Annotated in this window: 15 protein-coding genes and 1 riboswitch; of the genes, 4 read left to right on the top strand and 11 right to left on the bottom strand. The window is 36.5% G+C overall.

Features of this window, described 5'->3' with window-relative positions; all coding sequences use genetic code 11:
* Window positions 1–114 precede the first annotated feature (114 nt).
* Both AC625_RS10475 and AC625_RS10470 read right to left on the bottom strand, forming a co-directional pair.
* A complete protein-coding gene (locus tag AC625_RS10475) occupies window positions 115–1,068 on the bottom strand; it encodes a TRM11 family SAM-dependent methyltransferase (RefSeq protein ID WP_049681247.1) in 954 nt (317 codons plus the stop codon).
* 53 nt (window positions 1,069–1,121) lie between these two features.
* The gene (locus tag AC625_RS10470) at window positions 1,122–1,967 is read right to left on the bottom strand and encodes an oxidoreductase (protein WP_049681246.1); all 846 of its coding nucleotides are present in this window, start codon (window positions 1,965–1,967) and stop codon (window positions 1,122–1,124) included.
* Window positions 1,968–2,185: 218 nt separating this feature from the next.
* Here AC625_RS10470 and AC625_RS10465 point away from each other — a divergent pair, with 218 nt between their 5' ends.
* From AC625_RS10465 to AC625_RS10455, 3 genes are all read left to right on the top strand, one after another.
* Window positions 2,186–2,464, top strand: a complete 279-nt coding sequence (locus AC625_RS10465) for a hypothetical protein (protein ID WP_049681245.1) — start codon at window positions 2,186–2,188, stop codon at window positions 2,462–2,464.
* A 92-nt stretch (window positions 2,465–2,556) separates the two neighbouring features.
* On the top strand, window positions 2,557–3,264 hold the full coding sequence (locus AC625_RS10460; RefSeq protein ID WP_049681244.1) for a DUF3298 and DUF4163 domain-containing protein: 708 nt from the start codon (window positions 2,557–2,559) through the stop codon (window positions 3,262–3,264).
* A 585-nt stretch (window positions 3,265–3,849) separates the two neighbouring features.
* A complete protein-coding gene (locus AC625_RS10455) occupies window positions 3,850–5,448 on the top strand; it encodes a trimethylamine N-oxide permease (RefSeq protein ID WP_049681243.1) in 1,599 nt (532 codons plus the stop codon).
* A gap of 405 nt (window positions 5,449–5,853) precedes the next feature.
* Here AC625_RS10455 and AC625_RS10450 read toward each other — a convergent pair whose 3' ends face one another.
* The gene (locus AC625_RS10450; RefSeq protein WP_049681242.1) at window positions 5,854–7,293 is read right to left on the bottom strand and encodes a DHA2 family efflux MFS transporter permease subunit; all 1,440 of its coding nucleotides are present in this window, start codon (window positions 7,291–7,293) and stop codon (window positions 5,854–5,856) included.
* 522 nt (window positions 7,294–7,815) lie between these two features.
* On the opposite strand from AC625_RS10450, the gene AC625_RS10445 reads away from it, so the two are divergent.
* Entirely contained in the window at window positions 7,816–8,274 is a 459-nt protein-coding gene (locus AC625_RS10445; protein WP_049681241.1) for a hypothetical protein, read from the top strand.
* Window positions 8,275–8,557: 283 nt separating this feature from the next.
* Here AC625_RS10445 and prpB read toward each other — a convergent pair whose 3' ends face one another.
* From prpB to AC625_RS10405, 8 genes are all read right to left on the bottom strand, one after another.
* Window positions 8,558–9,466 carry a methylisocitrate lyase gene (gene prpB, locus AC625_RS10440; RefSeq protein ID WP_049681240.1) on the bottom strand — a complete coding sequence of 303 codons (909 nt, stop codon included), beginning with the start codon at window positions 9,464–9,466 and terminating at the stop codon, window positions 8,558–8,560.
* Window positions 9,467–9,612: 146 nt separating this feature from the next.
* Window positions 9,613–11,058, bottom strand: coding sequence for a 2-methylcitrate dehydratase (gene prpD / locus AC625_RS10435; RefSeq protein WP_049681239.1), 1,446 nt, complete (start codon window positions 11,056–11,058; stop codon window positions 9,613–9,615).
* Window positions 11,059–11,312: 254 nt separating this feature from the next.
* Complete coding sequence (gene mmgD, locus AC625_RS10430) at window positions 11,313–12,449, bottom strand: citrate synthase (RefSeq protein WP_049681238.1); 1,137 nt, start codon at window positions 12,447–12,449, stop codon at window positions 11,313–11,315.
* A gap of 402 nt (window positions 12,450–12,851) precedes the next feature.
* Window positions 12,852–12,992: riboswitch (cobalamin riboswitch) on the bottom strand.
* Between the two features lie 194 nt (window positions 12,993–13,186).
* Window positions 13,187–14,170 (bottom strand): S8 family peptidase, encoded by a 984-nt coding sequence (locus AC625_RS10425; RefSeq protein WP_082191034.1) that lies wholly within the window; start codon window positions 14,168–14,170, stop codon window positions 13,187–13,189.
* Between the two features lie 1,183 nt (window positions 14,171–15,353).
* Entirely contained in the window at window positions 15,354–16,793 is a 1,440-nt protein-coding gene (locus AC625_RS10420) for a sensor histidine kinase (protein ID WP_049681236.1), read from the bottom strand.
* A 15-nt stretch (window positions 16,794–16,808) separates the two neighbouring features.
* A complete protein-coding gene (locus AC625_RS10415; RefSeq protein WP_049681235.1) occupies window positions 16,809–18,008 on the bottom strand; it encodes a beta-ketoacyl-[acyl-carrier-protein] synthase family protein in 1,200 nt (399 codons plus the stop codon).
* A gap of 1,345 nt (window positions 18,009–19,353) precedes the next feature.
* On the bottom strand, window positions 19,354–22,803 hold the full coding sequence (metH, locus tag AC625_RS10410) for a methionine synthase (protein ID WP_049681234.1): 3,450 nt from the start codon (window positions 22,801–22,803) through the stop codon (window positions 19,354–19,356).
* Window positions 22,796–24,646, bottom strand: coding sequence for a bifunctional homocysteine S-methyltransferase/methylenetetrahydrofolate reductase (locus AC625_RS10405; protein ID WP_049681233.1), 1,851 nt, complete (start codon window positions 24,644–24,646; stop codon window positions 22,796–22,798). The genes metH and AC625_RS10405 overlap by 8 nt, the downstream gene beginning before the upstream one ends.
* Window positions 24,647–24,980: the final 334 nt, after the last annotated feature.

The raw sequence follows: 24,980 nt of genomic DNA, 5'->3' as shown, positions 1-24,980 counted from the left end.
TGATAGGGCAGCCTAATCAAATTAGTTTTACCCTATCAAATGAATAAAATCATTAATTACTCTGTCCATCAATCCATATTACGCGTCGATCCATTTCGGATAATGACTCAACTATTATTCACAAACAAGGATTTGTCTTGAAAATAATCCTTTTTTCGCTATACATCGATCTGTAATCTCAAATCCAGTGTCTTTAATCATCTGATCAATTGTTTCAATCGATATCACGACTACTTTACTAGCAATACGGCGGGCATGCTTAAGAATAGATAGCTGATTCTCAGGTGAAGTATGTGTAAACAAATTGTACGGCATATCGATAATGGCTACATCATAATTCTCTGATACTTCGGAAATTGGACCACACGAAACATCTCCTTCAAAACCGAAATAGGCAATATTTCCGTTTATTCCATCTATAATATGTGGATTTATATCGCGCCCGACAATATCAATTCCCATGGAAAGCGCCTCAACCAATACGGTCCCAATCCCACAGCATGGATCTATCACTTGAACCCCATCAGGATTCGGTACCGCAATATTAGCGACAGCTCTTGCTACACGTGTACTGAGAGCAGTCGAATATTCATGAGGCTTTTTTTGATGATGAAACCAAATGGACTCACTTTTACGATAGTTTCCAAAGTACCAACGCCCAGCCTTGGTCACTATGCCATACTCATAATCAGGTTGATCGAAATCGAACTCTCCATTGATTCGTAAACCTAATTCTCGTTCTATCTTACGCCGATCCTGATATTCAATTTTTTCTGATTTATCAAGGTCATTAATTTTTACAAAATTCACTTTGAATGTCGATTCATGCAATTCAATAGATTGAACCTGCTCTAGGATTTCTGATAGGTCATCTCCTTCAAAAATGACGTCAATTCTTTCTTTTATAAAAGGACTTCGGCTCGGATCGACTTTAATATCTGTTTTCAAAATATTCGTTTTCGTCTCAATACCAAAGAAAGACCGCATCTCCATTTGGCAAAGTGCGCGCTCATCCATTCGACAAGCATACGTGTATATAAAAGCTGGTATTTGCTTATGATTATCCAATCTGTTCCCACCCTATTTTGGTCATTTTTGGTCTCCTAGAAAAAGAAACCCTATTAGTACTTATCCAAACGCGTTAAAATCATCCTCTCCCAAACTCTCCATGGAAGCATGCTTTTTAGTGAAATTCCTAATGTAACGCCTCTTCCAATCCTATGACGGAATTGCATTGCTCTACTTGTCGATAGCTTCGCAACCTTATCGGCTATTTCTTTTGGATTGCCATATGAGCTTTCGCTATGATTAAGATAGTTTTCCATTTTCACGAGATATTCATGATATGGGGAATTTTTATGTAGAGATTTTTCTGTTATGTGCTTTCCATTTGTCCAAATGTTGGTTTTATAGGAGCCTGGTTCAATGAGGGAAACGTCTATTCCAAATGGCTTCAACTCAAGACGAAGACATTCACTCCAGCCTTCTATAGCGAACTTCGAAGAAACATAGGGGGATAATCCTGGGAAACCTATTTTACCACTAACGCTACTTATTGTAATGATTTTTCCATTTTTTTGCTTTCTCATGTAAGGAAGAACAGTCTGTGTTACAGCAATTACACCAAAGACATTTGTTTCAAATTGTTGTCTATATTCGTCAATCGGAATTTCTTCCACGAATCCAGCACCGGCATACCCAGCATTATTCACTAATACATCTACTCTCCCATACCTTTCAATACAGATTTTCAACCGCTGTATCGAGGTTTCAGAGGTAACATCCAGTTCAAAGATTTCAATCCGATCAGCAATTCCAACCAATTCCGACCGTTCTATTAATTCCGCCTTTTTCTCCGTATTCCTCATCGTAGCAATTACTTGAAACCCTCTCTTCCCCAGTTCTAATGATGTTAATAATCCAAACCCACTTGATGAACCAGTTACAATTGCAATTTTGTTTAGCATCGAATTCCTCCCTTCCGGTTCACTTAACAATTGATTCGTGTTAATAGTATCATAGCAATACAAAAAAATTTACAATCTATCCGTTAAAATTAGATTTTATTTTCATTATTTCCATATTCAACAATTTTCGAAAGTAGATCAATTGTATATTTATCTATCATAAAGTAAATTATAATTGACATCTACTATTTACATGCAATCGGAGGATTCTTTTAACTATGAAAGCCAGATACGAACTTATTAATATGAACATAACACTTAGCAATGTGACTTTGCGTGATTCCGTCGATAGTTACGTTCTTTTTAAAGCTGCAGATGAAAACAATAATGAGGTCATAATTAAACTTTCACATCAACAAGCAGAATTTCTTGAAACAGAATTTACAGATTTGAATCGTCGAAGAAAAGGACAATATTCCGAACCCATTATACATGATGCTGAAGCATCTGATGATGAATCTTATAATTTGTTTAATGGTGAGTTTTTTACGCGCTAGAAATTATCTTTATCTACTCTTTCTTGGATAAAGACTGCCCACTTTTAGAATACTAATCCAAATAACACAAACTAGATTATTGGAGGAATTCTATGAGAAATCCATTCGTTCTTAGAGCTTTAGTGTTAATGATTATTTTTTTCCTAATGAATTTCTTCGCATTACCTTCAGCAAAATCTTATGCCAATTCTCCTATTAAAGTTATAACACACACATATAATGGAATAAAATTTTTAACCTATCCTCAGGTAACCGATTTAAAGAATAAATCCGCTCAAAAAAAAATAAATGCTATGTTAGAAAAACATATTCAAAATTCACATAATGATTATCAAAAATTAAAAGAGTCCATGAAAAAAATCCAAGGTGAACCGCTCTGTAATGAAGCGCCCTCTGCGTGTCAATATGAATATAATTCAATTTACAAGGTATTGTATAATAAAGATCATAAAATAAGTATTTTGATGAATGATTATCAATTTTCTGGTGGGGCACACGGAAATACAATAGTCACGACTTATAATTTCAATACAGATAACGGCAAACAGTATAGACTTGATGACATCATTACAAAAGAATCCATTTATGCGAAGATAACAACTTATGCCAAAGAGTATATCAAAATGCATCCAGATGTATTTTTTACTGACAACGATACATTAAACGCCTTTCAGGTCACGAAAGATCATGCATTTTATTTTGTTGATGGTGGAATCGCCCTGATTTTTCAATCGTATGAAGTAGCACCCTATTCTTCTGGACAGCCAGTGATCGTAATTCCTACCTCCATCTATAAATAAAAAATAAGGATGGTATTATTTTCGCCATCCTTTCTCTATAGTATTTAGAATCGGACGTCGAGCAACCAAGCAAGTGGAGCCACTACCAGTTCCAGAGTAAATATTCTGGTGTAAGCCTCTTTGTTTTCTTTTCTGTATATAAAACTACATAAGATTCCTTGATGGACATTATTATCTACTCCATTTTACAAGCTGCTTATTAATCTTGGTTAGTATTTTATCTACATAAGTTACATCTATCTCAAAATCTATTTGAATTTTACTCAAAACTAACTATCGTTCTGTATAACCAGAATGCCTTTAACCCGTTGAGATAAACTAAATATCTCTCAAATTCCCACGACCGATACCTCCCTTATCAATAAACTCAATAACATTAATCTAAATTTACATTTTCTCATTTCCTATGAACGTTTATTTTTTGTTCAAATTTAGATATCGTGTTTTTCAATTAACACACGATATCTATTTACTCATTAAAAAATTTAGAATTTTCCCAACATTCGGGAAAGTGGTGTATTCCATTAAGGATATATACGCTAATATTATGAAAATCTATTATTTTTTTAAGGAGGTAATTTGTTTATGAGTTCTAGTAAATCAAGTTCTGCTAAAGTCTTACAAAGTCCAAGTCCACCACCAGGATCCCAATCTGCATTGCAAAGAACATTAACTTGGAAGGATGCTTTTTGGTTTTCAAGTGGAGTACCAGCACTGTTATTATTTTCAATTGGATCTATCGCAGCCACTGTCGGGAATATCTCCTGGTTAGTTTGGACATTATCAATTTCTATGGGGTTTCTCCAGGCATTTACATATGCTGAGATTGCCGGGTTGTTTCCTAATAAGTCAGGAGGGGCATCTGTATACGGAGCAATGGCTTGGGTAAGGTATTCAAAATTCGCCGCTGCAATATCGGTATGGTGTAACTGGCTAGCATGGACCCCTGTACTAGCTCTTGGAACATCGCTAGCTGCATCCTATGTTTTAAATAACTTTTTTGCTGGATCAGCCATTACTACCTGGGAATTTACACTATTAAATTTAGAATGGATTAGGCCAGATCTTACAATGCGTATTAATGGTGGTTTCATTGTTGCTGTTCTGTTTCTTTTCGCATTGTTTGGTATACAAAATTTAGGTGTTCTAAAGGCAGCGCGTTTTCAAAAGATAGTAGCAATTATCGCACTTTTACCATTAATTTTAGTCGGAGTTATTCCACTATTTACTAACGGGATTGAGTTAAAAAATCTATTACCAATGAATCCGCTTTCAGGATCTTGGGATATGGCTGGATTTCAATTATTGTTTGGTGGAATGTTTCTAGCCGCTTGGTCAACTTATGCTTTTGAAACTGCAATTTGTTATACGAGTGAATTTAAAGACCCTAAAAAGGACACATTTAAAGCAATAATATCCGCTGGTTTATTGTGTTTCTTCATGTTTACAATTGTTCCATTCTCCTTTCAAAATGCGCTAGGACTTAAGGGTTTACTAGATCCTGCAGTCGTTAGTGGTGAAGGAGTTGGCGGTGCTATGGCTATTATGGTAGGGGGCGGAGTAGTCATAGGGGTTATTATTTTACTATTGTTAATCCTATCCCTATTATTAGCTATTATGACCTCAATGGGTGGAGCGTCCCGTACACTATATCAGGCCTCTGTAGATGGATGGTTACCAAAATCTTTATCAAAGGTTAATAAAAACGGAGCACCTACTCGATCTATGTGGGCGGGTATCATATTAAATATTTTCTTACTCACGTTGTCAGATTACACATTTGTCCTTGCAATATCAAATGTAAATTACTTGCTATTTAATTTCCTTAATCTTAATTCTGGATGGATTCATCGACTTGATCGACCAAAATGGTCTCGACCATTTAAAGCGCCAAATTGGCTTTTAATAACAAATGTAGTATTTGCATTTGTTAATATTACATTCTTAGGATTCGGTGCTGATATTTGGGGGCCAGGCACTCTTTGGGCCGGTTTAATTAGTGCGGGGATTGTCATTCCATTGTTTGTCTATAGACATTATATAACTGACAAAGGTAAATTTCAGGAAGGAATGTTGGATGGTGCTGATGGTGCTAGTGCTGAAAAGAGGGCCGGTATTTGGCCGTATGTAGCAATAGGTGCAGGAATTATAGTTATGCTGATTGCTCATAGTATAGCTAAATAAGTTAACCAAGTATCAATTTTAGTATTATTGTTTCATACGTACACCACTTAACTTATAGGAAAGTTTAATTGTGAAAAAACATTTAGTATTCGTTTTAACCGGGGGTCTTCAAAAGGAAGATCTCTTTTTTTTTGATTGAATTTCATAAATCTGAGCCGTACGGACTCAAGGCTTTTAAAGACTTAAAAAAGGAGTACCTCCCCAAATGTCGAAATGAGTAATTGACCAAACAAACTCTCAGACTGGAGGAAGACTCCCTTGACTAGTACCTGTTTAAACCCTTTTGGAACATCCTTAGATAGCACAGATTTCTCTAGACTATTGTTATTCGATATTTATTAATAGTGAGGATGCAACGAATGGTATTTTTCATCTTCGATTTATGGAAGGCACGCACATTTGGTATTACTGCTCATTTACACTGCCATTCCCCACTTGTTTTTTCTTTATTACTTCTTCCGGTGACTTCTTGTTTTTTATGAAAAAAGAAATCATTACGCCTACTAACGAGAGAATCGAGATGACGATAAACGCAACATTTGCCCCATACATATCTGGATTAGAGATTTCCGGACGTTGTTGGGCTGTTTCAGCCGTTGAAGTCATTACAGTGACAAGAATAGCGGTACCGACCGACGCTGCAATCATTTTCATGGTATTGTCCATGGCTGCTCCATGAGCAATCAACCGTTTCGGCAGTTGGTTTAATCCTGCCGTTGCGACCGGCATCATTACCATCGATAAACCAAACATTCGAATCCCGTACATAATTGTGATAAATGTAAAGGATGTAGAGGGACTTAAATTCGATAAGGCAAACGAAGACGCTGTAATAATCGTTAAGCCCGTAAGCGCTAGCCATCTTGCACCGATTTTATCAAAAATTCTTCCTGTAATAGGTGACATCAAACCGGTAATTAGCGCTCCGGGTAAAAGGGCTAGACCAGCTTCAAATGCTGTAAAATCCCTCATATTTTGCATAAATAGTGGGATGATCGTCTCTGACCCGATTAATCCCATAAAGGTAATCATTCCAACGAGCACGGTTAGCGGAAAAATTGAATTCTTAAACACCCGGAACTCAAGCATTGGATGTTCCAATCTTAATTGCCTTGTTATAAACAACACAAGTGCAAACGCTCCTAACCCTAGTGTGACGAGCGTACTTGTTGCTAGCCAGCCATTATTTCCAGCGCATGTAAATCCATAAAGCAATCCTCCGAACCCGAAAGAAGATAAAATAATCGACAGGACATCCACTTTCGGTTTAGTTACCTCTGTCACATTTTTCATTGCAAAAAACGCAACTAAGATATCAACAAGGGCAATCGGTAGTATTATGAAAAATAAGAGCCTCCAGGAATAATGAGAGGTTACCCATCCTGACAAGGCTGGACCAATCGCCGGTGCAAAGGACATGACGAGTCCGACTAAACCCATTGCTGCTCCACGCTTATTAACTGGAAAAATCATTAAAAATACCGTTTGCATGAGCGGAAGCATAACACCGGCACCGCTTGATTGAATCACTCTTCCAAGTAAAAGCATCTCAAAGTTAGGTGCGACACCCGCGACAATTGTTCCGAACGCGAAAACACTCATCGCAGATATAAAGAGCTGCCTCGTTGAAAAGCGCTCCAATAAAAAGGCACTGATCGGGATCATAATCCCATTCACCAACATAAAAACGGTCGTTAACCACTGGGCGCTATTCGCCGTAACATGCATTTCTTTCATAATCGGCGGTATGGCTGTAATCATAAGTGTTTGATTCAATATTGCAATAAATGCTCCTGCAAGCAGAAGGGCTACAATCGTAGACTGCTTATAACTTGGTGTTTCCATTCTTCCATTTCCTCTTTCCTGTTCAATTTTCCATATGGGTATGTATAAAAATAATTGCTGCAAAACATACTTTTACAGAGTACACGATTTCATTTTAATAATCTACGGATTTTCTCTAAATGATTCTCAGGTTTTATCTCCTAATAAATCTCTTTTTCCTCATTTGTTTTAAGAACTCAATAAGTTACTCTTGTACAACAAATCTTATTACTCTTAATTCCAATGGAATAATATGTATCTTTGTATAAAGCGAACAAGCGGGGGACTTTCTCTACCTGAATTTAGCAAAACCATGCAAATGGTATTCACCATGTAAATGCTTACTTTACAAAACTTTATTTCATAAATTCTAGCACACTATCCCAACCTAATTAAACAATATTACCAAATATCACAGGATTATCATATTAGTGAAATATTACTCTATTTTTTGGTAATTAGCTCCCTTTTCTTGAAAGACTAGGGTATTTAGTATAAGCTAGGAAACATACCTATTTAGAAACTTTCTTAAGGAGGCTAAGTATGTCTGAATTTAAAGATTTTGAAGTAGAAACAGTGTTTGAGGACCGCGTATATCAGCGTCATGCATTCACCTTTAAGATTCAAGGTGATGTGTTTAAAGGTCATTTTCATAAGGATGAGATTCAATGGCTTCATCCTCATCCAAAACAAATGATTGGTGAAGGTCAAGTGGAAATTATTGAAAATACCATATATGAATTAATGAGTCAATACGGCATTTCTAGCGGAATTAAAGACTTTGAAATAATGCAAGCATTCGAAGACAGGCTACACGAACGCCAGCAATTCACTTTACAAGTGCAAGGTGAGGAATATAAAGGCTTTGTTCACGAAGGAGAAATTCAATGGTTCCATCCTCAGCCTATGCAAAAGCTTGAAGATGATCATGTGCAGGCAATTGAATCAGAAATACATGAAAAAATAGCGAAACAAACAAAAGATAGTAAAGAACAAAATTAGAAATTAGAACGGCAGCAAAGTATCGCTGCCGTTCTTTATTACATATAATATATCAACAAGCGTGACCGTTTTTTTAATCGTTCTAAAATTGCAATTCAATGCTTCCTATGTCGATTTTTTCATATACAAACTAACTGAGAACGACAAAACAGAAATGCAAAAACAAACAATAACTATCAAGCGAACTCAATTTCTCTTGATAGTTATAAAACCTCTAAGTAAAATCTATTCCATTCTTAAATTGTAAGTTTTTAATTTCTTTTTGGATTAAGGGTATACACCCCTATTGTTCTTTCGTTAAGACGGTTTTGGAAATGTCTTGATCTAGGTCTTCAAAGTTATGATAAGCAATCGTTTCGTACAACTCGCTACGAGTTTGCATATTCTGTAATGCGCCTTTCTGTGTGCCGTCCTGCTTAATTTGTTCAAATACTCGCTCATATGCTTTGGCTGCAACGCGAAGTGAAGTAACAGGATAAATTACCATCTGATAGCCCATTTCCTGAAATTCTTCGGCTGTATAATAAGGTGTCTTACCAAACTCTGTCATATTCGCTAGTAAAGGCACATTAATTTGCTTTGCAAACTGACGGAACTCCTCTTCCGATTGGAGTGCTTCAGGAAATATAGCATCCGCTCCTGCTTCAATATAAGCAGTTACTCTCTCGATTGCTGCTGCTACTCCCTCTACAGCTCTTGCATCAGTACGTGCCACTACGAACATTGAAGGTGCAACCTGTTTAATCATTTTAATTTTTTGCATCATTTCTTGTTTCGATACAAGCTTTTTCCCATTTAAGTGACCGCATTTCTTTGGAAGATCTTGATCTTCTATTTGAACAGCAGCTACACCTACTTCCTGCATTTCTCTAGCAGTCCGTGCCACATTCAGTACACCACCAAAACCTGTATCGATGTCTACAAGTATGGGTAAATCTGTAGCTCGAACAATATCCCTAGCTCGTCGTGCTACTTCATCTGATGACACAATGCCTAAATCGGGCAAACCACGGCTTGCTGTGTACGCAGCTCCAGATAAATAAAGAGCTTTGAAACCTGTTTTTTTAGCTACAAGTCCCGCCATCGCATCGTGAGCACCTGGAATTTGTAAAATCCCAGGTGCTTCTATTAATTTCCGAAAACGGTTTGCTAAATCTGCTTGTGTTGATTGTTGATTTACGATCCAAGCCATTTGAACTTCCCCCTTAGATTATATAGTGAAACTTCAATCAGTGGGGGCTTCATCCCCCACTGATTGTTAGTCCCGTTCTATGGGCAGTTATCCCTCACCTACGCTTCCTCGATTTCCCTAAACCTTGAGGTGGGGGTTATTACTCGTTAATGCGAGATAAATAAATCTACAAATTCATTTACTTTTAAGTTTGTTAATGTATTGGAATCTAAACAAGCTTTTTGAATTTGATTTTGTTGCTTAGATGAATAGTGAGTACTAAGGTTGCTTGTAAATTTCTTGATAATTTTCGGAAACGCTTCTTCTCTTCTAAAACGATGTCCAAGCGGGTATTCGCATTCCACAACATCTGAAACTGATCCGTCTTTATAAAATATTTGAACGGCATTGGCGATTGATCGCTTGTTCGGATCAAGATAATCAACCGTGTATTGTTTGTTTTCTACAACGACCATCTTATTTCGTAATTGATCAATTCTTACATCATCTGCAGCTTCATCTTCATAATGGTCAGCTGTTATATCACCATAAATTAACCCAATAGCCGTAATATATTGAATACAGTGATCACGATCTGCAGGATTGTTCAATGGTCCTTCTTTGTCAATAATTCGAATAGCTGATTCATGTGTCGTAATTTTGACTTGATCAATTTCATCAAGACGATTTTTTACTTCAGCATGCAATTTTACTGCACATTCTGCAGCTGTTTGCGCATGGAATTCAGCCGGGAAAGATACTTTAAATAACACATTTTCCATTACATATGAATCTAGTGGACGGGCAAGTCTCAATTCTTGCTTATTGAATAATACATCTTGGAAGCCCCAGCCTGGTGCTGAAAGGGCTGTTGGATATCCCATCTCTCCTTTAACTGCCATCATCGCTAAGTGCACAGCACGGCTTGTAGCATCACCAGCTGCCCATGATTTACGTGATCCCGTATTGGGAGTATGACGATATGTACGCAAGCTTGAATTATCAATCCATGCGTTGGATAAGGCATGGATAATTTCTTCTCTAGTTCCACCTAGCGCTTTTGTAACGACTGCAGTTGTCGCTATTTTTACAAATAAAACATGGTCTAGTCCAACCCGATTCAAACTATTTTCTAATGCTAATACACCTTGTATCTCATGTGCTTTAATCATCATTTCAAGAACATCTTTTACAGTTAACGCTTCTCTCCCTTCAGCAATATTCACACGACTTAAGTAATCAGTTATGGCTAAAATACCTCCCAAGTTATCAGATGGGTGTCCCCATTCTGCCGCTAACCATGTATCGTTATAGTCTAACCAACGAATCATGCAGCCAATATTAAATGCGCCTTTAACTGGGTCTAGTACATATGAGGTACCTGGAACACGAGTACCATTTGGAACAACTGTACCAGGAACAACCGGCCCTAATAATTTCGTGCATTCTGGATATCGAAGTGCTAAAATACCACAGCCAAGTGTATCAAGTAGGACATAGCGAGCCGTTTCAAATGCCTCTGTACTAGTAATCTCTTTGTTTAATACGTAATCTGCAATGTCTGCTAATAACACATCTGTTTGCGTTTGATCAATTCCATTTATTTCCAACATTATTTCATTCCCTTTCTATTAATAATTGTTTATTCCGCATTAATGGGCAGTATGACCACCACCTTAAGGCTTAGAGGAATATCGAAAAAGCGTAGTGGATAACTTGCCCGTAAAAGCCTGATTGGTGAGATATAGCGACACTAGAACGGGACTAACAATCATTGGGGGATGAAGGAACCCCCTCGAATGATTGAATTTTCACTTTATTATTAGGATGGACGTTCTGATTAACGGCCATCCGGCGAGCTAATATCTTACGGTTTTAAGTTAGATAAAACGTTGTGATTATGACGCACGCCAATATAATTGACTCGAGGTCGGAAAAGTCGATTGTTTGCATGTTGCTCAACGACATGAGCACATAAACCTACTGTTCTAGCACTAAAGAAAATCGGTGTATATATTTCAATTGGCAGACCTAGCATGTAGTAAACAGGTGCTGCATAGTAATCTAAATTTGGATAAAGCCCTTTTTCTCTTTCCATAACAACTTCACCAGCTTCACACATTTTATAAAGTAAGTCGTCTCCCTTAGCATCGCAAAGCTGTTTTAATGCTTTTTTCATGATGAGCGCTCTTGGATCCATTTTCTTCATATAAACGCGATGACCAAATCCCATAATCTTTTCTTTGTTGACTAATTTCTGTTTAAGTAACTGCTCAAACTTTTCAACTGTACCAGCTTCTAAAAGCATGTACATAACAGCTTCATTCGCTCCTCCATGTAAACTACCTTTCAATGAAGCTACTGCTCCTGTTAAAGCACCATACAAATCAGACTGTGTCGAAGCAATAACTCTAGCTGTAAAAGTAGAATTCGGCATCTCATGTTCGCTATACAATACTAAAGATTGGTCAAATATTTTTTCCTCTACTGCAGATGGCTCCTTTCCGGTAATCATGTAATAGAAATTGGCGCTATATGATAAATCTTTATTCGGAGAAACAACTTCTTGTTTATTAAGCACTCTGTAGCTATTTGCTACGATATTAGGCACTTTCCCTAATAATGTGTAAGCGCGTTTCTTGTTTACTGTGGATGAACGATCATTAATGTGAGGATCAAAGCCAGCTAAGGCAGAAATGCCCGTCCTTAGCCCATCCATTGGATGTGTTTTCTTTGGTAATAGTTTCAATATCTCTAAAATATCTTCTGGGACAACATATTCATCCTGCAACGTTTTTTCTTGTATTGCTTTTTCTTCTGACGTTGGGAATCGATCGTGAAGTAGTAAATGTACAATATCTAAATAATCGTGACTTTCAGATAATTTAATAAGGTCATATCCTTGGATGACAATTTCACTATGAACTGTATCTAGGAAAGACAGCTTTGTTTCAGCTGCTATAATTCCATCCAGTCCAGGAGAATAATTTCCTTGTGTAGTCATTTTACTCCTCCTATCCGAATAGGTATTGATGCAAGATAAAGAAAGCGTTATCAATATTTTGCAAAGGGAGCTTCTTTTCTTCTTGGTCTATACTTTGTAATACTATTTCATTTTTTAATTTTGTATGACTATCTTGTAGTGTACTAATTTTCTCATTATCTAGATTGTTCGAAATTACAAATGATGTAATAGTATACTGCACCTAAGGGATTGTTCTACTTTTACTTGATTGCGAACAATTTTGAATAGCAACCATGCCACTTTTTTTGGGGAACAGCAGCTAAACATAAAAAAACTGTTACTTCTCTAAATAGAATGCTTAAATAACATAATCATTCATTTATAAATTTTCATGCTAGCTAATCTGCGATTAACACCCCCTATCCACGTAGGGAATTGATGTACTATTAAGTGGACAAAGCCTACAGACTCATAATCACCGCTTTCGAATCACTCCCAAATACAGCTGCGGGGCAGCGTCGGACTCTAACCGATGTACCTTTTAAGTAGATAATTAAAAAACCTTTATCTACACCTATTAATTCGCTTATTTAATTTTCTTTTTAAATATAACAAAATATTCTAAATATTACAATTTCTATTTCGTAATTGTCTCAATTGGTCGTTGCGATTTAAATTCGTTTAATATCCACGAGCATCCTCTACCTGATGGGTACATCTCATTGTAAGCGAATTCTTTTCCCTGTATATACACGATAAGAATGATGTTAATATTTTTACCTGTTTTCTATGCGAAAGCTACCCCCTCTTAAGAGTTTTTTTAATTTTTCTACTTTCTGGTGATTTAGTTTTAGCATCCCATGTCCTTCTTGAGCCTCTGGACTTCCTAGTGAAATAGTATGATTTAAGAGTTTATTATATTCGTCTAACTCTGTTAATTCATGCCCAAGAATTGTTTCAAATTTGTCTATTAAAAGTGCAACAGCCCCTGATACATGTGGAGCAGCCATTGATGTACCCGATAAGACGGCAAATTGGTTACCAGGAAAGGTTGATACAACTTGTTCTCCTGGGGCTACTAAATCCACTGCACCATTAGAATTACTAAATCTGGATATGCGTCCGCGCTGGTTAACTGAACCTACCGCTACAACTTCCGGGTAAGCAGCAGGATAGCTGTTCTCGATTGTATCGGCAATTCCATCCCCTTCATTTCCTGCAGCACACACGACCATTATATTAGCTTGAACTGCGTTTTTAATCGATAAATGTAAGGCTGCCTCATCACTCGGTCCCCCTAATGACATATTGATAACCCGTACTTTTTCACCTCTAGGGCCAGTCCAATTGATAGCGTATTGAATAGCTGATGAAATGTTGTCTGTTGTCCCTTCTCCTGATCCAGTTAAAGCTTTAAGTACTAGTAACTTTGCTTTAGGCGCTGCACCAACTACTCCAAATCCATTTTCTGCTGCTGCAATAATTCCGCAGACATGAGTCCCATGTCCGTTATTATCGGCAAAATTGCCAGGATTACCATTATAATCGCCTGTGAAATTGTATCCTCCAACAATTTGATTAATTAAATCAGGGTGATCTGGCTGGCATCCTGTATCGATTACGGCTACTACAATGTTCTCACCCTTATATCCTTCTCTCCAAATCGAGCGCGCACGAATCATTCTTATCCCTCGTGGAACTTCCACAGTGTTTTCTGTAATTCTTTCTACACGGAAGGGGATTAATTGAACATTTGGCAACGGTATCTTCTCCCTTTGATTTAATCCTATACAACAAGCGGTGGCATCTCCTTTTCAGCTGATAGATGTTGGAGAACCTGCACTTATTACTCGTTTAGGACAGCTGAATCTAGCAATGATTACAGCATTTCCTTATTCTATGTAAGGGGACAAGCATTCGCTATAAACCTTTGTCTCAATTGAACTTTTAATTTACTAAGCAAAATACTATAGTTTTATAGATTTTAAATGCTACATTTACCGTTTCCCTATTTCCTGACCAAATAAGGTACTGGCTTATTGGAATAATTACATAATCAGAGGGGGCATCTGATTAAATTACCCCATTCAATCAGAAAAAAAGAGCTGCTTATAGCTCCTTTTTGTTGAACTAACGCACCTCGCATTATATTATCAGCCTGTTTTATTCTTGATTGACCATTTTTATCTCGATATCTAATACTGTAGCCAAACTAGAACGTCAGTATCAGCAGAACTTAAATCCCGTCAACTAACAGAGCACCTCATTATTTTATAAATCTAATTGAAACTGGCTAGGGCAATAAGCTCCGCTAACTAGCAAAACCAGAATTTCACAAGAAAGATTTGGGGTACCGACAATATCATAATTGAATCAGCACCCAGCTATCATTGCTTAATCTTTATATACTTTTTTATAGTGAACCCTTTTAATTTAGATAACCGAAATTCAAATGACCAATTGTTTAACCAAAGAGATATTCCTGTTTCAATGATAATAAATAAAAGTAAACACGATAGAACGATCCAAACAATCATAGTTATTGAAATCATCCCCTTTTACTCTTTACTATTCATTTTACTGGATATATATACCTCGATATGTTGTTGGCAATTAAAATTCATGTTGAGACAGTATACTGTTCGACTTAAGAAGATAATCAGACATTTTTTCAAGTCATGATTCACTACATTGTTCCATGTCAAGCAGTAAATATATATACTGTCGTTTGCTACTTGTATTAATTGCGATTACACTTTTACGGAAAAATAAAAAGCACCCAATTCCAGGTGCTTTCCTATAATTAATTTATATTATATCCAAGTTATTATTTCTTGTTTATCCCCGCTTAACGAACGAGCAGTAAGACCCCCACCTATAGCTTACGAGAAAGAAAGTAGTTAGGTTGGGGATGAAAGAAAATTCCACTAATAGAAGATTCACTCAGTGAGTATAAAAGTCACTGAATACATATTGGGGTAATATAATTTGGAAATGTGTCCCATTATGGCTACTATCGACAATTTTTATATCGCCACGATGTTCAAAAATGATTTTCTTAATAAATGGTAGCCCTAGGCCTAATCCTTCTTTTTTAAAAGAGATAAATGGATCAAAAATTGCTTCCCAATTTTCTAAAGGCACACCTTTTCCAGTATCAACAATATCGATAATGATTCTATCACCCTCAACAAGCGTAGACAAAACGATTCTTCTTACCTTTCTATCGTGCGGTATAGCTTCCAAACTATTTTTAATTAAATTCACAAACACTTGTTTTATGTAAGTATCATTTACATAAGCTTTTAAAGTTTTATATTTTTTCTCAAAAGAAATTTCTACAGAATTTTCTGTGAGTACTTCTTTTGATAATTCGATTGCTTGATCTATTATTTCATTAAGATCAAACATTTTAAATTCAATCGATTTATATTTTATATATTTAGTGTAATTTAGTGTTAATTCGTGAAGCTGGTCTGCAGCAATTTGAATCATTTCATTCATATGTTTACCTTGATCTGGTAATGAGGTTAGCTCACTCATCAATTTTGAATAGCCTTTAATAATTTGTAGTGAATTTTTCACTTCATGAACTAAACTCGCAGTTAAATTACCAGTATAATCCAATTTCTTTTGACGCTCCAATAATTGGTTGTAACTGATAGTCATCATTGTATTCATTTTTACAAAAGAGAAGATTATGATGACAGAAAAAATAATAACGCCAAAGCTACTATACAATGCTCCTGTTCCAGGTACAAAGTTTAATAAGCCTGAAAGAAACAGCAAAAACGAGCAGAAAGAAAAAGTGCCTAAGAACCCTTTTAAATAGATATTTTGAATATATTTAGAAATAAAATAAGAAAAAACGATAAAAATTACAAAACTTGCTGTGTGAAATACATATAAAGATTGCAGCGGTCCATACTCTGGAAAATAAAAAGAACCATGCATATTTCTAATCTGAACTTCTTTCAATCCAATTATCCCATAATCTGTTAAATTCACTATAAAAACAAAGGTACTCCATACCACTAATAAAACCAATACTTTTCGATTAAATATTGATACTAAAGGACGATAAAATTGGTTATCTTTAATATATGCCGAATGTTTTTTTACAGTAACATAGGATAAATAAAACACTAAGGGTATCATAAATGTTGGACCGGCTCTGAAAAATTTGAATAGCCAGAGAATAAGTTCTTCGGAAATGACCCCTTTCAAATATAATACCGCAATATCTATTTGCCAAAAACTAATGGATAGCATATAAAACAATAAGGCATATGATAATTCAGAACCTTTATAAATTTTTAATACAGAAATTGCTAAAACTAAAGGGATTATGCCTATAATAACGATCAAAAACGAGATGATCATTTCAAACCCACCACTCTATTTATGTCTCTTTATATATGCACAGGCATTGTTCCCCCCATGACCATGGTTCGTTATCGCTACTTCATTTACCTCTTGATGCTCAGTTTCTGTTACAATATTCATTTCTTCATACCCATCTTTATTAGTTCGAATGGTCGGAGGTATAAATCCGTGATTTATACTAATTAAAGACGAGATCACCTGTAAAATCCCAATAGCTCCGTATGGATTACCAATCATACTTTTGATTGAAGTATAAGGAACGTTGTGGTTAAATAATCTTTTTGAGCACTGTTCTTCAATTCTATCATTCAGTTGAATTCCTAATGCCTGACTATTAATATAATCTGGTCTTCTCCCTCCAACAACTTCTTTTAAAGCGCTAATCATTTGTTCGCCCGATTCTTCTACAGAATAGATATGTACACCATCATTATTTGATACTATATTTTCAATTTCACCTAAGATTTCTATGTCCCGCTTTTGTGCGTCTTCTTCTCTTTCCAGAATAATTACGCCAGAACCTTCAGAAATAGCGAACCCCTTACTATTTTGATTGAAGGGTACTGCACCTACATCTAGTGTTTGATTTATTGGGATAGACTTTGTTTTGGCAAAACCAAAACATGCCATTTTATTCACTAAACTATCGGCACCTCCAACTACAGCTACATCTATAATACCACTTTTCAGGTAAAGCATTGCGTCTTGGATGGCTTCTAAGCTAGATGTACAACCAGTGGTTATCGTTTTTGTTATCCCCTTTATTGATAAATTATGAGCGATTTCAGCAGTAATGCTATGATAATTTGAAAAATGAGAAAATGTTATGGGCACATTCCTATAATTATTTTCATTTACATGAATAATCGAATCGTGAAATAGTTTCTCCCCAATTGCCCCAACAGAAATTCCAAAGAAGATCCCAACCTTTTTATCGGTTAAATCCGAAAGCTTAGCTTGCTTTAAAGCTTCTTTTCCTGATGCAATCCCGAGCAAAGTAGCTCTTGGTAATCGTTTAAACCTTTTATTTGACTCAAATTCTTCTAATCCCCCCTTTAAATGCCCGATAATAGTTGTTTCTCCATTTGGTGAAAGATCTGTTACAGTTTCTAAACAGCAAATCCCATTTTTTAAATTATCTATGTATTCCGCTATATCATTTGTGTTTGGGGCTTTTACCCCATATCCAGTTACAACTATTTTACCTTTCATACTTACCACCCTTTTTAATATATTCAAAATGATATAAAACACAGATTAATTATTACAGTATATCTTTTATTACAGTTATGGTATAGCTATTTTATAGGAGTAATTAAATTCAAAAAAACTCTATTGGGTTTTAATATCTTCGAACTATTTCAACTCAAAAAGTTGGTCTTTATTTGATTGATTAGAGTTCAAAAACAATCGCTTTCCAAATTTCATCTTGTGAATTATTATTGGTTTTTCTCCTAATATATTAATACTTTCTTAAGGTTACTATTACTTTTATTAAATGAAACAACTGTATGGCACCCTCCCATATTCACACTATTAACTATTGAATTATATCATTAATCAGCTGAAAATTACTACTTTTCACCCATTTATTCAATCGATGTATATATAGTTCTCTACTTCTATGTATTCTTTATTACTCTACTCAAAATGAGAAACTTTAAAGTCATTTAAAATTAGTTCTTTTGCAACAAAAGATGCTCCAAATTGGTTTTTACTGGATAGATAAAACAATTAACTGTATAACTATGACTATTATTAACTATGCCTAAACTTAAAAAAGTCATCTTCTATCTGCTTAGTTTTCTAAAATAGTTTTTTTATTTTGATCAACGGAGGGTTTAGGAACTTTTAGCGTGTAGAATAATCCACTAAAAATCAAGATTATACCCAGCCATTGGAACCATACTGAACGAAAGCCAACAAGCAAAATGTTCAAGAGAATAGCCACAGTAAGATCTACAAAAATCATAAAAGAAACGATACTTGCAGATAGATGACGAATATTGCCATAGCTAGTGATAGTTGCAGTATTGCTGTTTTATTCATTTTATCCCCTTACTTTCATGTTTATCTCACAATTGATATTTTAAAAAGGCACTTAACAAGGCACCTTTTTCATGATTGTTGGGTGTCATCGTAACAGTCGATAAACTGCTTAAGCGTAGATTAACGCAAAAAATTTTCGGCTTACCTCCTCGATCTGCATTTCGATACTTTTCCATTAATTATCGATTTATCAATGAACAATATAATAAGCTGTGAACTTATATTAATATGTTCACAGCTTATTATATTAGCCTACCTGTATTTGTAAATAGATATGCTACTTTGAAGTACATTTAGAATTCTCTATCTCACTATACAAAACTCTAGTTAGAATACTTCTCTGCTCAATCAGTTAAGGGATTTCTTCCCCCTACTGATTGTTAGCTGAACCAATCGGTCTTTAACGGGCAATTGTCCCCCACCTACACTTCTAGGTTTTTTCTAAGAGTTGAGGTGGAGGTTTTATTGCCCGTAAAAGCAGGATAAAAAAATTATAGTTTACTATCGGTTACCTATCTACATTAAAATATCGTGCTTCAGGGTGTGCAAAAACGATTGCTGAGACGGAAGCTTCTGGTGCCATCATAAAACCTTCAGTCAATTCTACCCCAATATCTTGTGGTTTTAAGAGACGGAAAAGCTTTTCCTGGTCTTCAAGATTAGGGCATGCAGGATATCCGAATGAAAAACGTTGACCTGCATATTTTGCTGCAAAACGCTCTTTCATAGTCATATCTATCGGATCACTAATTCCTTGCGCATCCCTCATCAAATGATGCATTCTTTCAGCAAATCCTTCTGCCGTTTCAAGGGCAAGCGATTGTATCGCATGGCTTTTTAAAAAGTCACCCTCCTGCTTCCACTTTTCTGCCCATTTTCTAATTCCCTTGCCTGCCGAAACAAGAAAGAAACCGACATAATCCATTTCACCTGACAAAACAGGTTTTACATAATCGGCAAGACATAAATAAGGGCTACTTTCCTGACGAGGAAAATCGAATTCTTCCAATATTTCTTTGTGGTTGTCAGGATTATATATCTTGACCTTATTTCCTTCGCTTTGTGCAGGAAAGAACTGATAAATACCATTTATACCGTATTCATCGTCCAACTTCAAGAAATCGATTAATTCATCAACAAGATCATTAAGTTCAATCGCCCGCTCATTTCCCTGCTTCACTAGTTCAGCCACTTTTCCTTTCAAACCAAGATGGTGACCAATTAACATTTGCCTGTTTATGTATGGTTGAACAACATCTATCGGATAGTCCTTCAATACATGGCGTATTTGATCAATAGGCTTTTTGACAGGAACAATAGACATTGGTTTTACTTCTACCTTTTTTCGTACCGGTTTTTCCATCGTAGCCACAATCGCTGCATTTTCCCTTGCTGTCTCACGTTTTTCACTTAATTCTCTTAGATACGCTGTTTTTTTACGATCGTCATGTAAAATATTTGCGACTGCAAGCCCGTCCATTGCATCTTTTGAATACAAAACAGGTCCATCGTACTCTGGCGAAATTTTGAAATCTGTAAATTTACGTGATAATGCGGCACCACCCACTAGAATAGGTATATCGATTCCTGTTTGTTTTAAATCCTGCGCTGTGAGGACCATTTGCTGGGCTGATTTGACTAACAGGCCAGAAAGTCCAATAACCGTCGGATTATGCTTGCGAACCTCTTCAATGATTTGCTGTGAAGATACTTTTATCCCAAGATCGATTACTTCATAGCCGTTATTGGAAAGAATAATGTCTACTAAGTTCTTTCCAATATCATGTACATCCCCTTTGACAGTTGCTAGTAACACTTTTCCTTTTTTAGCACTGTCTTCTGCATTTTCCATTAGCGGTTCAAGATATGTAACAGCCGCTTTCATAGCTTCAGCACTTTGTAAAACTTCAGCAACGATTAACTGGTTATCATTAAACAGACGGCCTACTTCCCCCATCCCATCCATTAACGGTCCATTGATAATTCCAAGCGGATCATCTCCACGATCAAGCGCCTTATTTAGATCAGCAATTAAGCCTTCTTTCGTTCCTTCGATGATATAATTGGCCAATCGTTCATCTAGAGGAAGAATTGCGGTATTTTCTTTTTTTTCCGCTTTTTTACCTCGATAAAATTCTGTAAAAATGGCTAATGATTCTGATGATGTATCGAACAATAGAGCTTCAGCCAGTTTGACCTCTTCTTCCGGTATCGAAGCAAAACGTTCTAGTTTTTCCGTATTGACAATCGCGTAATCCAGCCCCGCCTTCGTACAGTGATATAGGAAAACGGCATTGAGTATTTCCCTTCCCCTTGGTGGTAGACCGAATGAAACGTTAGATATCCCAAGAATCAGCAAACATTCCGGAAATGTTTCTTTGATTGCCTGAATACCTTTTACCGTTTCAAGAGCAGATCCGATATATTGCTCATCCCCTGTCCCAACTGGAAAAACGAGCGGATCGAAAATCAAATCACTTTTTGACAAACCATATTTATTGACAAGTAGATCTACAGAACGCCTGGCAATTTCAAGCTTTCTTTCCGCTGTAACCGCCATACCTTCTTCATCGATTGTACCAACAACAACGGCAGCTCCATATTGATGAATGAGTGGCACAATCTTTTCAAAGCGTTCTTCTCCATCCTCTAGGTTAATGGAGTTTATAATTGCTTTCCCTTGCGATCTTTTTAACGCTTCCTCCAAGACAGCTTCATCCGTCGTATCGATCACAAGTGGTACCTTGATTTTCTTAACCACTTCAGTAACGAACTCTTTTATATTCCCTAATTCATCGTCATCAGGATCTGCCAGACAAATATCAATAACATGAGCTCCTTTTTTTACTTGGGCACGGGCAATTTCTGCCGCTTGTTCAAATTTCTTTTCTCTGATCAATTCCTTGAATTTACGTGATCCGATAACGTTCGTCCGCTCTCCGACAAATAACGGACGCATTGAATCATCATAGATAAGGGGCTCGATTCCTGATATTGCATGACCGTGTGTATTATTTTCAATAGTTCGTGGCTCAATCAATTCAAGCACTTTTACCAATTCAACAATATGCTCAGGTGTCGTACCACAGCAACCACCAATGATGTTAACCCATCCTTTTTCAGCGAACTGTTTCATTTTTTCTGCTAAAGATTTCGGTGATTCGTGATAATGCCCTTCCTCATCCGGGAGGCCCGCATTAGGATAACAACTAACTGCTCTATTTGATAAATTCGCCAATGTTCTAATATGGTCAATCATGAACTCTGGCCCAGTCGCACAATTCAATCCGACCGCGAGAGGATTCATATGTTCACATGAAAGATAAAATGCTTCTATCGACTGACCGGCAAGTGTCGTTCCCATCGGTTCAATTGTGCCAGAAATCATGATTGGGATTTCCCGACCAAATTTAGCAAACGCCCCTTTGATTCCTGAAAAGGCTGCCTTCACATTTAACATATCTTGACATGTTTCGACTAAAAGTAAATCCACACCACCATCAAGTAGTCCTAATGCCTGTTCTTCATAAGAAGCAGTCAATGTTTCAAACGTAGTCCCACCAGTTACAGACAAGGTTTTTGTCGTTGGTCCCATAGCTCCTGCCACGAACCTAGGCCATTCTTCGCTCGTATATTTTTCACAAGCTGCCTTAGCAATTTCAGCAGATTCTTTGTTTAGTTTATATGCCAAATAACCTACATCATACTCATCAAGCACAATATTTGTTGCACCAAATGTATTTGTTTCAATGATGTCTGCACCGGCCTCCAAGTATTTTTCATGAATGGAACGAATGATATCAGGACGAGTTATCGTTAAATATTCGTTACATCCTTCATATTGCTCGCCACCAAAATCCTCTGCGCTCAAATTCTCAGCTTGTAACATCGTCCCCATCGCGCCATCCAATAATAAAATTTTCCGATTCATTTGTTTCTGTATCAACCGTTTACTCATATGCTCCCACCTCCGAAGTTTGCCTACTATCTACTTTTCTAATATGTTTCGTTAATTCTGCCGTCATTTCATAATATAAAAACGGGGTAATTAAATAGATTCCTTTGAACTTATCCATGGCAGCATCCACCAATTCCTTTGCTATAGCCACTCCTTCATTCTTGCCTTTAATCGGATCATTGCCTGCAGAAGCCATTGCTCGGCGAACCTCTTCTGGCAATACGATACCTGGCACCTCGTTATGGATAAATTCAGCATTTCTAGAACTTGTTAATGGCATAATACCAAGAAAAATAGGTGTGTCTAAATGCTGCGTTGCTTCGTATACATCCTCAAGTTGTTTGACGGAATAAATCGGTTGCGTTAAGAAGGAATCGGCCCCACAAACAATCTTCTTTTCAACCCGCTTGACTGCTTTATCGAGATATTTGACATTTGGATTAAAAGCAGCAGCAACTTTAAAATTCGTTTTTTGACCTAAACTTTGCCCAGAATAAGAAAGTCCTTCATTAAATTGTTTGACAAGACTAATTAAATCTAATGATGATAAATCATATACAGATGTCGCACCTGGAAAATCACCAATTTTAGATGGATCACCTGTTACCACTAAAATCTCATTTAGACCAAGCGTTTGCAATCCCATTAAGTGTGATTGTAGACCAATTAAATTACGGTCACGGCATGTTATATGAAGAAGCGGCTTCATTTCATGTTGCGTTTTTAAAAGTGTACCTAATGCTACATTGGAAACTCGCGGTGAGGCGAGCGAATTGTCAGCCATTGTAACAGAATCTACACCCGCTTTCTTTAAGGCAAGTGCACCATTCATAAAAGTTTCAATCCCTAATTTTTTCGGTGGATCCAATTCTACTAAAATCGTTCTTTCCACTTTCGCTTTTTCATGGAATGCTACCCCTTCATCAGAATTTCTCACTTCGATAATCTCGATGTTTCTTACTTTTATTTCTTTATCCTGAACTGGCGCTAGCAAACGTACCGCATTTTTTATTGCTTCGATATGGACAGGTGTCGTGCCGCAGCAGCCACCAATAATAGATGCTCCCTGCTCTCTAAGCTCAAGTGCGGAAGAAGCAAAATATTCAGGTACTGCATCATATACAAGTCTTCCATCGACATAATCTGGTAAACTAGCATTCGGGTAAACGGCAAGTGCCGCTTGTTTTGGTAATGAAACGGATTCCAATGCACGAATCATATGATGTGGACCAAGACGACAGTTGACGCCAACTACATCTGTTCCTAACTGCTCCAGTCTTTGAAATGCCTCGTTTAACGACATTCCGTTTTGTAGATTTCCAAGTTCATGAAGTGAGACGTTTGAGATGATTGGTAAATCTGTTTCCTGACGTGCAATCTGAAGTACTGTCTCCAATTCTTCCAAATCGTAAAACGTTTCAAGCAATAGTCCATCTGGTGCTTCAAGCAAGAGACTATATAACTGCTCCCGAAAAATACGTTTGATTTCCTCCAAGCTTAAATCTGATTTACGTATACTCCTTAATGCACCTATCGTACCGAACACAAATGCATTTCCCTGTGCAGCCACCTTTTTAGCAATTACAATTCCTTTACGATTGATTTGACTTACTTGATCCTCCAATCCATACCTTTTTAATTTATGAAAATTAGCACCATATGTATTTGATTGAATAATATCTGCTCCCGCATTCAAATATGCCTGATGAATCGTTTCAATTTGATTTGGATTTGTGATATTCAATTCTTCATAACAAAGGTCAATGCCGTGGGAATACAATAATGTCCCCATTGCTCCTTCTCCAACTAATATTCTGTTCTTCAATTCTTGACGAAAATCCATAAATACCCCCTTCCTGAGGGCGTCTTAAAAAGAGTCTGACCTTTTTAGGACGCCCTCGCTGTTATCATTGAAAAATATAAGAAAACGAAAAAACATTTTACTGAAGAAATTTTTATAGATATCCAGCTTCTCATTTTATTTTTTCCTATTTTAGGTGAAAGAATCAAGTTCTAAAGATGGCGTTATTCCTTTCATTCCATTACGTTGTTGGAACATAATTTAATTGGTATATAACAAATGGATATAATCCTGAACGCGGTTCGAAAAATCAGTACATTATTTTCTGTAAATACCTCTTTTGTAAGAAAGATGTAAAAGTAGCCGATACATCCAA

The sequence above is a fragment of the Peribacillus loiseleuriae genome, assembly GCF_001183985.1.
GTDB classification, from domain to species: domain Bacteria; phylum Bacillota; class Bacilli; order Bacillales; family DSM-1321; genus Peribacillus; species Peribacillus loiseleuriae.
The sequence above is the reverse complement of the archived record's forward strand: the minus strand, read 5'-3'. Positions and strand labels throughout refer to the sequence as shown.

Bases quoted from the DNA above. Each gene is read 5' to 3' on its own strand.
- AC625_RS10470 (WP_049681246.1), bottom strand. From the start codon at position 1,967: ATGCTAAACAAAATTGCAATTGTAACTGGTTCATCAAGTGGGTTTGGA.
- AC625_RS10465 (WP_049681245.1), top strand. From the start codon at position 2,186: ATGAAAGCCAGATACGAACTTATTAATATGAACATAACACTTAGCAAT.
- AC625_RS10460 (WP_049681244.1), top strand. From the start codon at position 2,557: ATGAGAAATCCATTCGTTCTTAGAGCTTTAGTGTTAATGATTATTTTT.
- AC625_RS10455 (WP_049681243.1), top strand. From the start codon at position 3,850: ATGAGTTCTAGTAAATCAAGTTCTGCTAAAGTCTTACAAAGTCCAAGT.
- AC625_RS10450 (WP_049681242.1), bottom strand. From the start codon at position 7,293: ATGGAAACACCAAGTTATAAGCAGTCTACGATTGTAGCCCTTCTGCTT.
- AC625_RS10445 (WP_049681241.1), top strand. From the start codon at position 7,816: ATGTCTGAATTTAAAGATTTTGAAGTAGAAACAGTGTTTGAGGACCGC.
- prpB (WP_049681240.1), bottom strand. From the start codon at position 9,466: ATGGCTTGGATCGTAAATCAACAATCAACACAAGCAGATTTAGCAAAC.
- prpD (WP_049681239.1), bottom strand. From the start codon at position 11,058: ATGTTGGAAATAAATGGAATTGATCAAACGCAAACAGATGTGTTATTA.
- mmgD (WP_049681238.1), bottom strand. From the start codon at position 12,449: ATGACTACACAAGGAAATTATTCTCCTGGACTGGATGGAATTATAGCA.
- AC625_RS10420 (WP_049681236.1), bottom strand. From the start codon at position 16,793: ATGATCATCTCGTTTTTGATCGTTATTATAGGCATAATCCCTTTAGTT.
- AC625_RS10415 (WP_049681235.1), bottom strand. From the start codon at position 18,008: ATGAAAGGTAAAATAGTTGTAACTGGATATGGGGTAAAAGCCCCAAAC.
- metH (WP_049681234.1), bottom strand. From the start codon at position 22,803: ATGAGTAAACGGTTGATACAGAAACAAATGAATCGGAAAATTTTATTA.
- AC625_RS10405 (WP_049681233.1), bottom strand. From the start codon at position 24,646: ATGGATTTTCGTCAAGAATTGAAGAACAGAATATTAGTTGGAGAAGGA.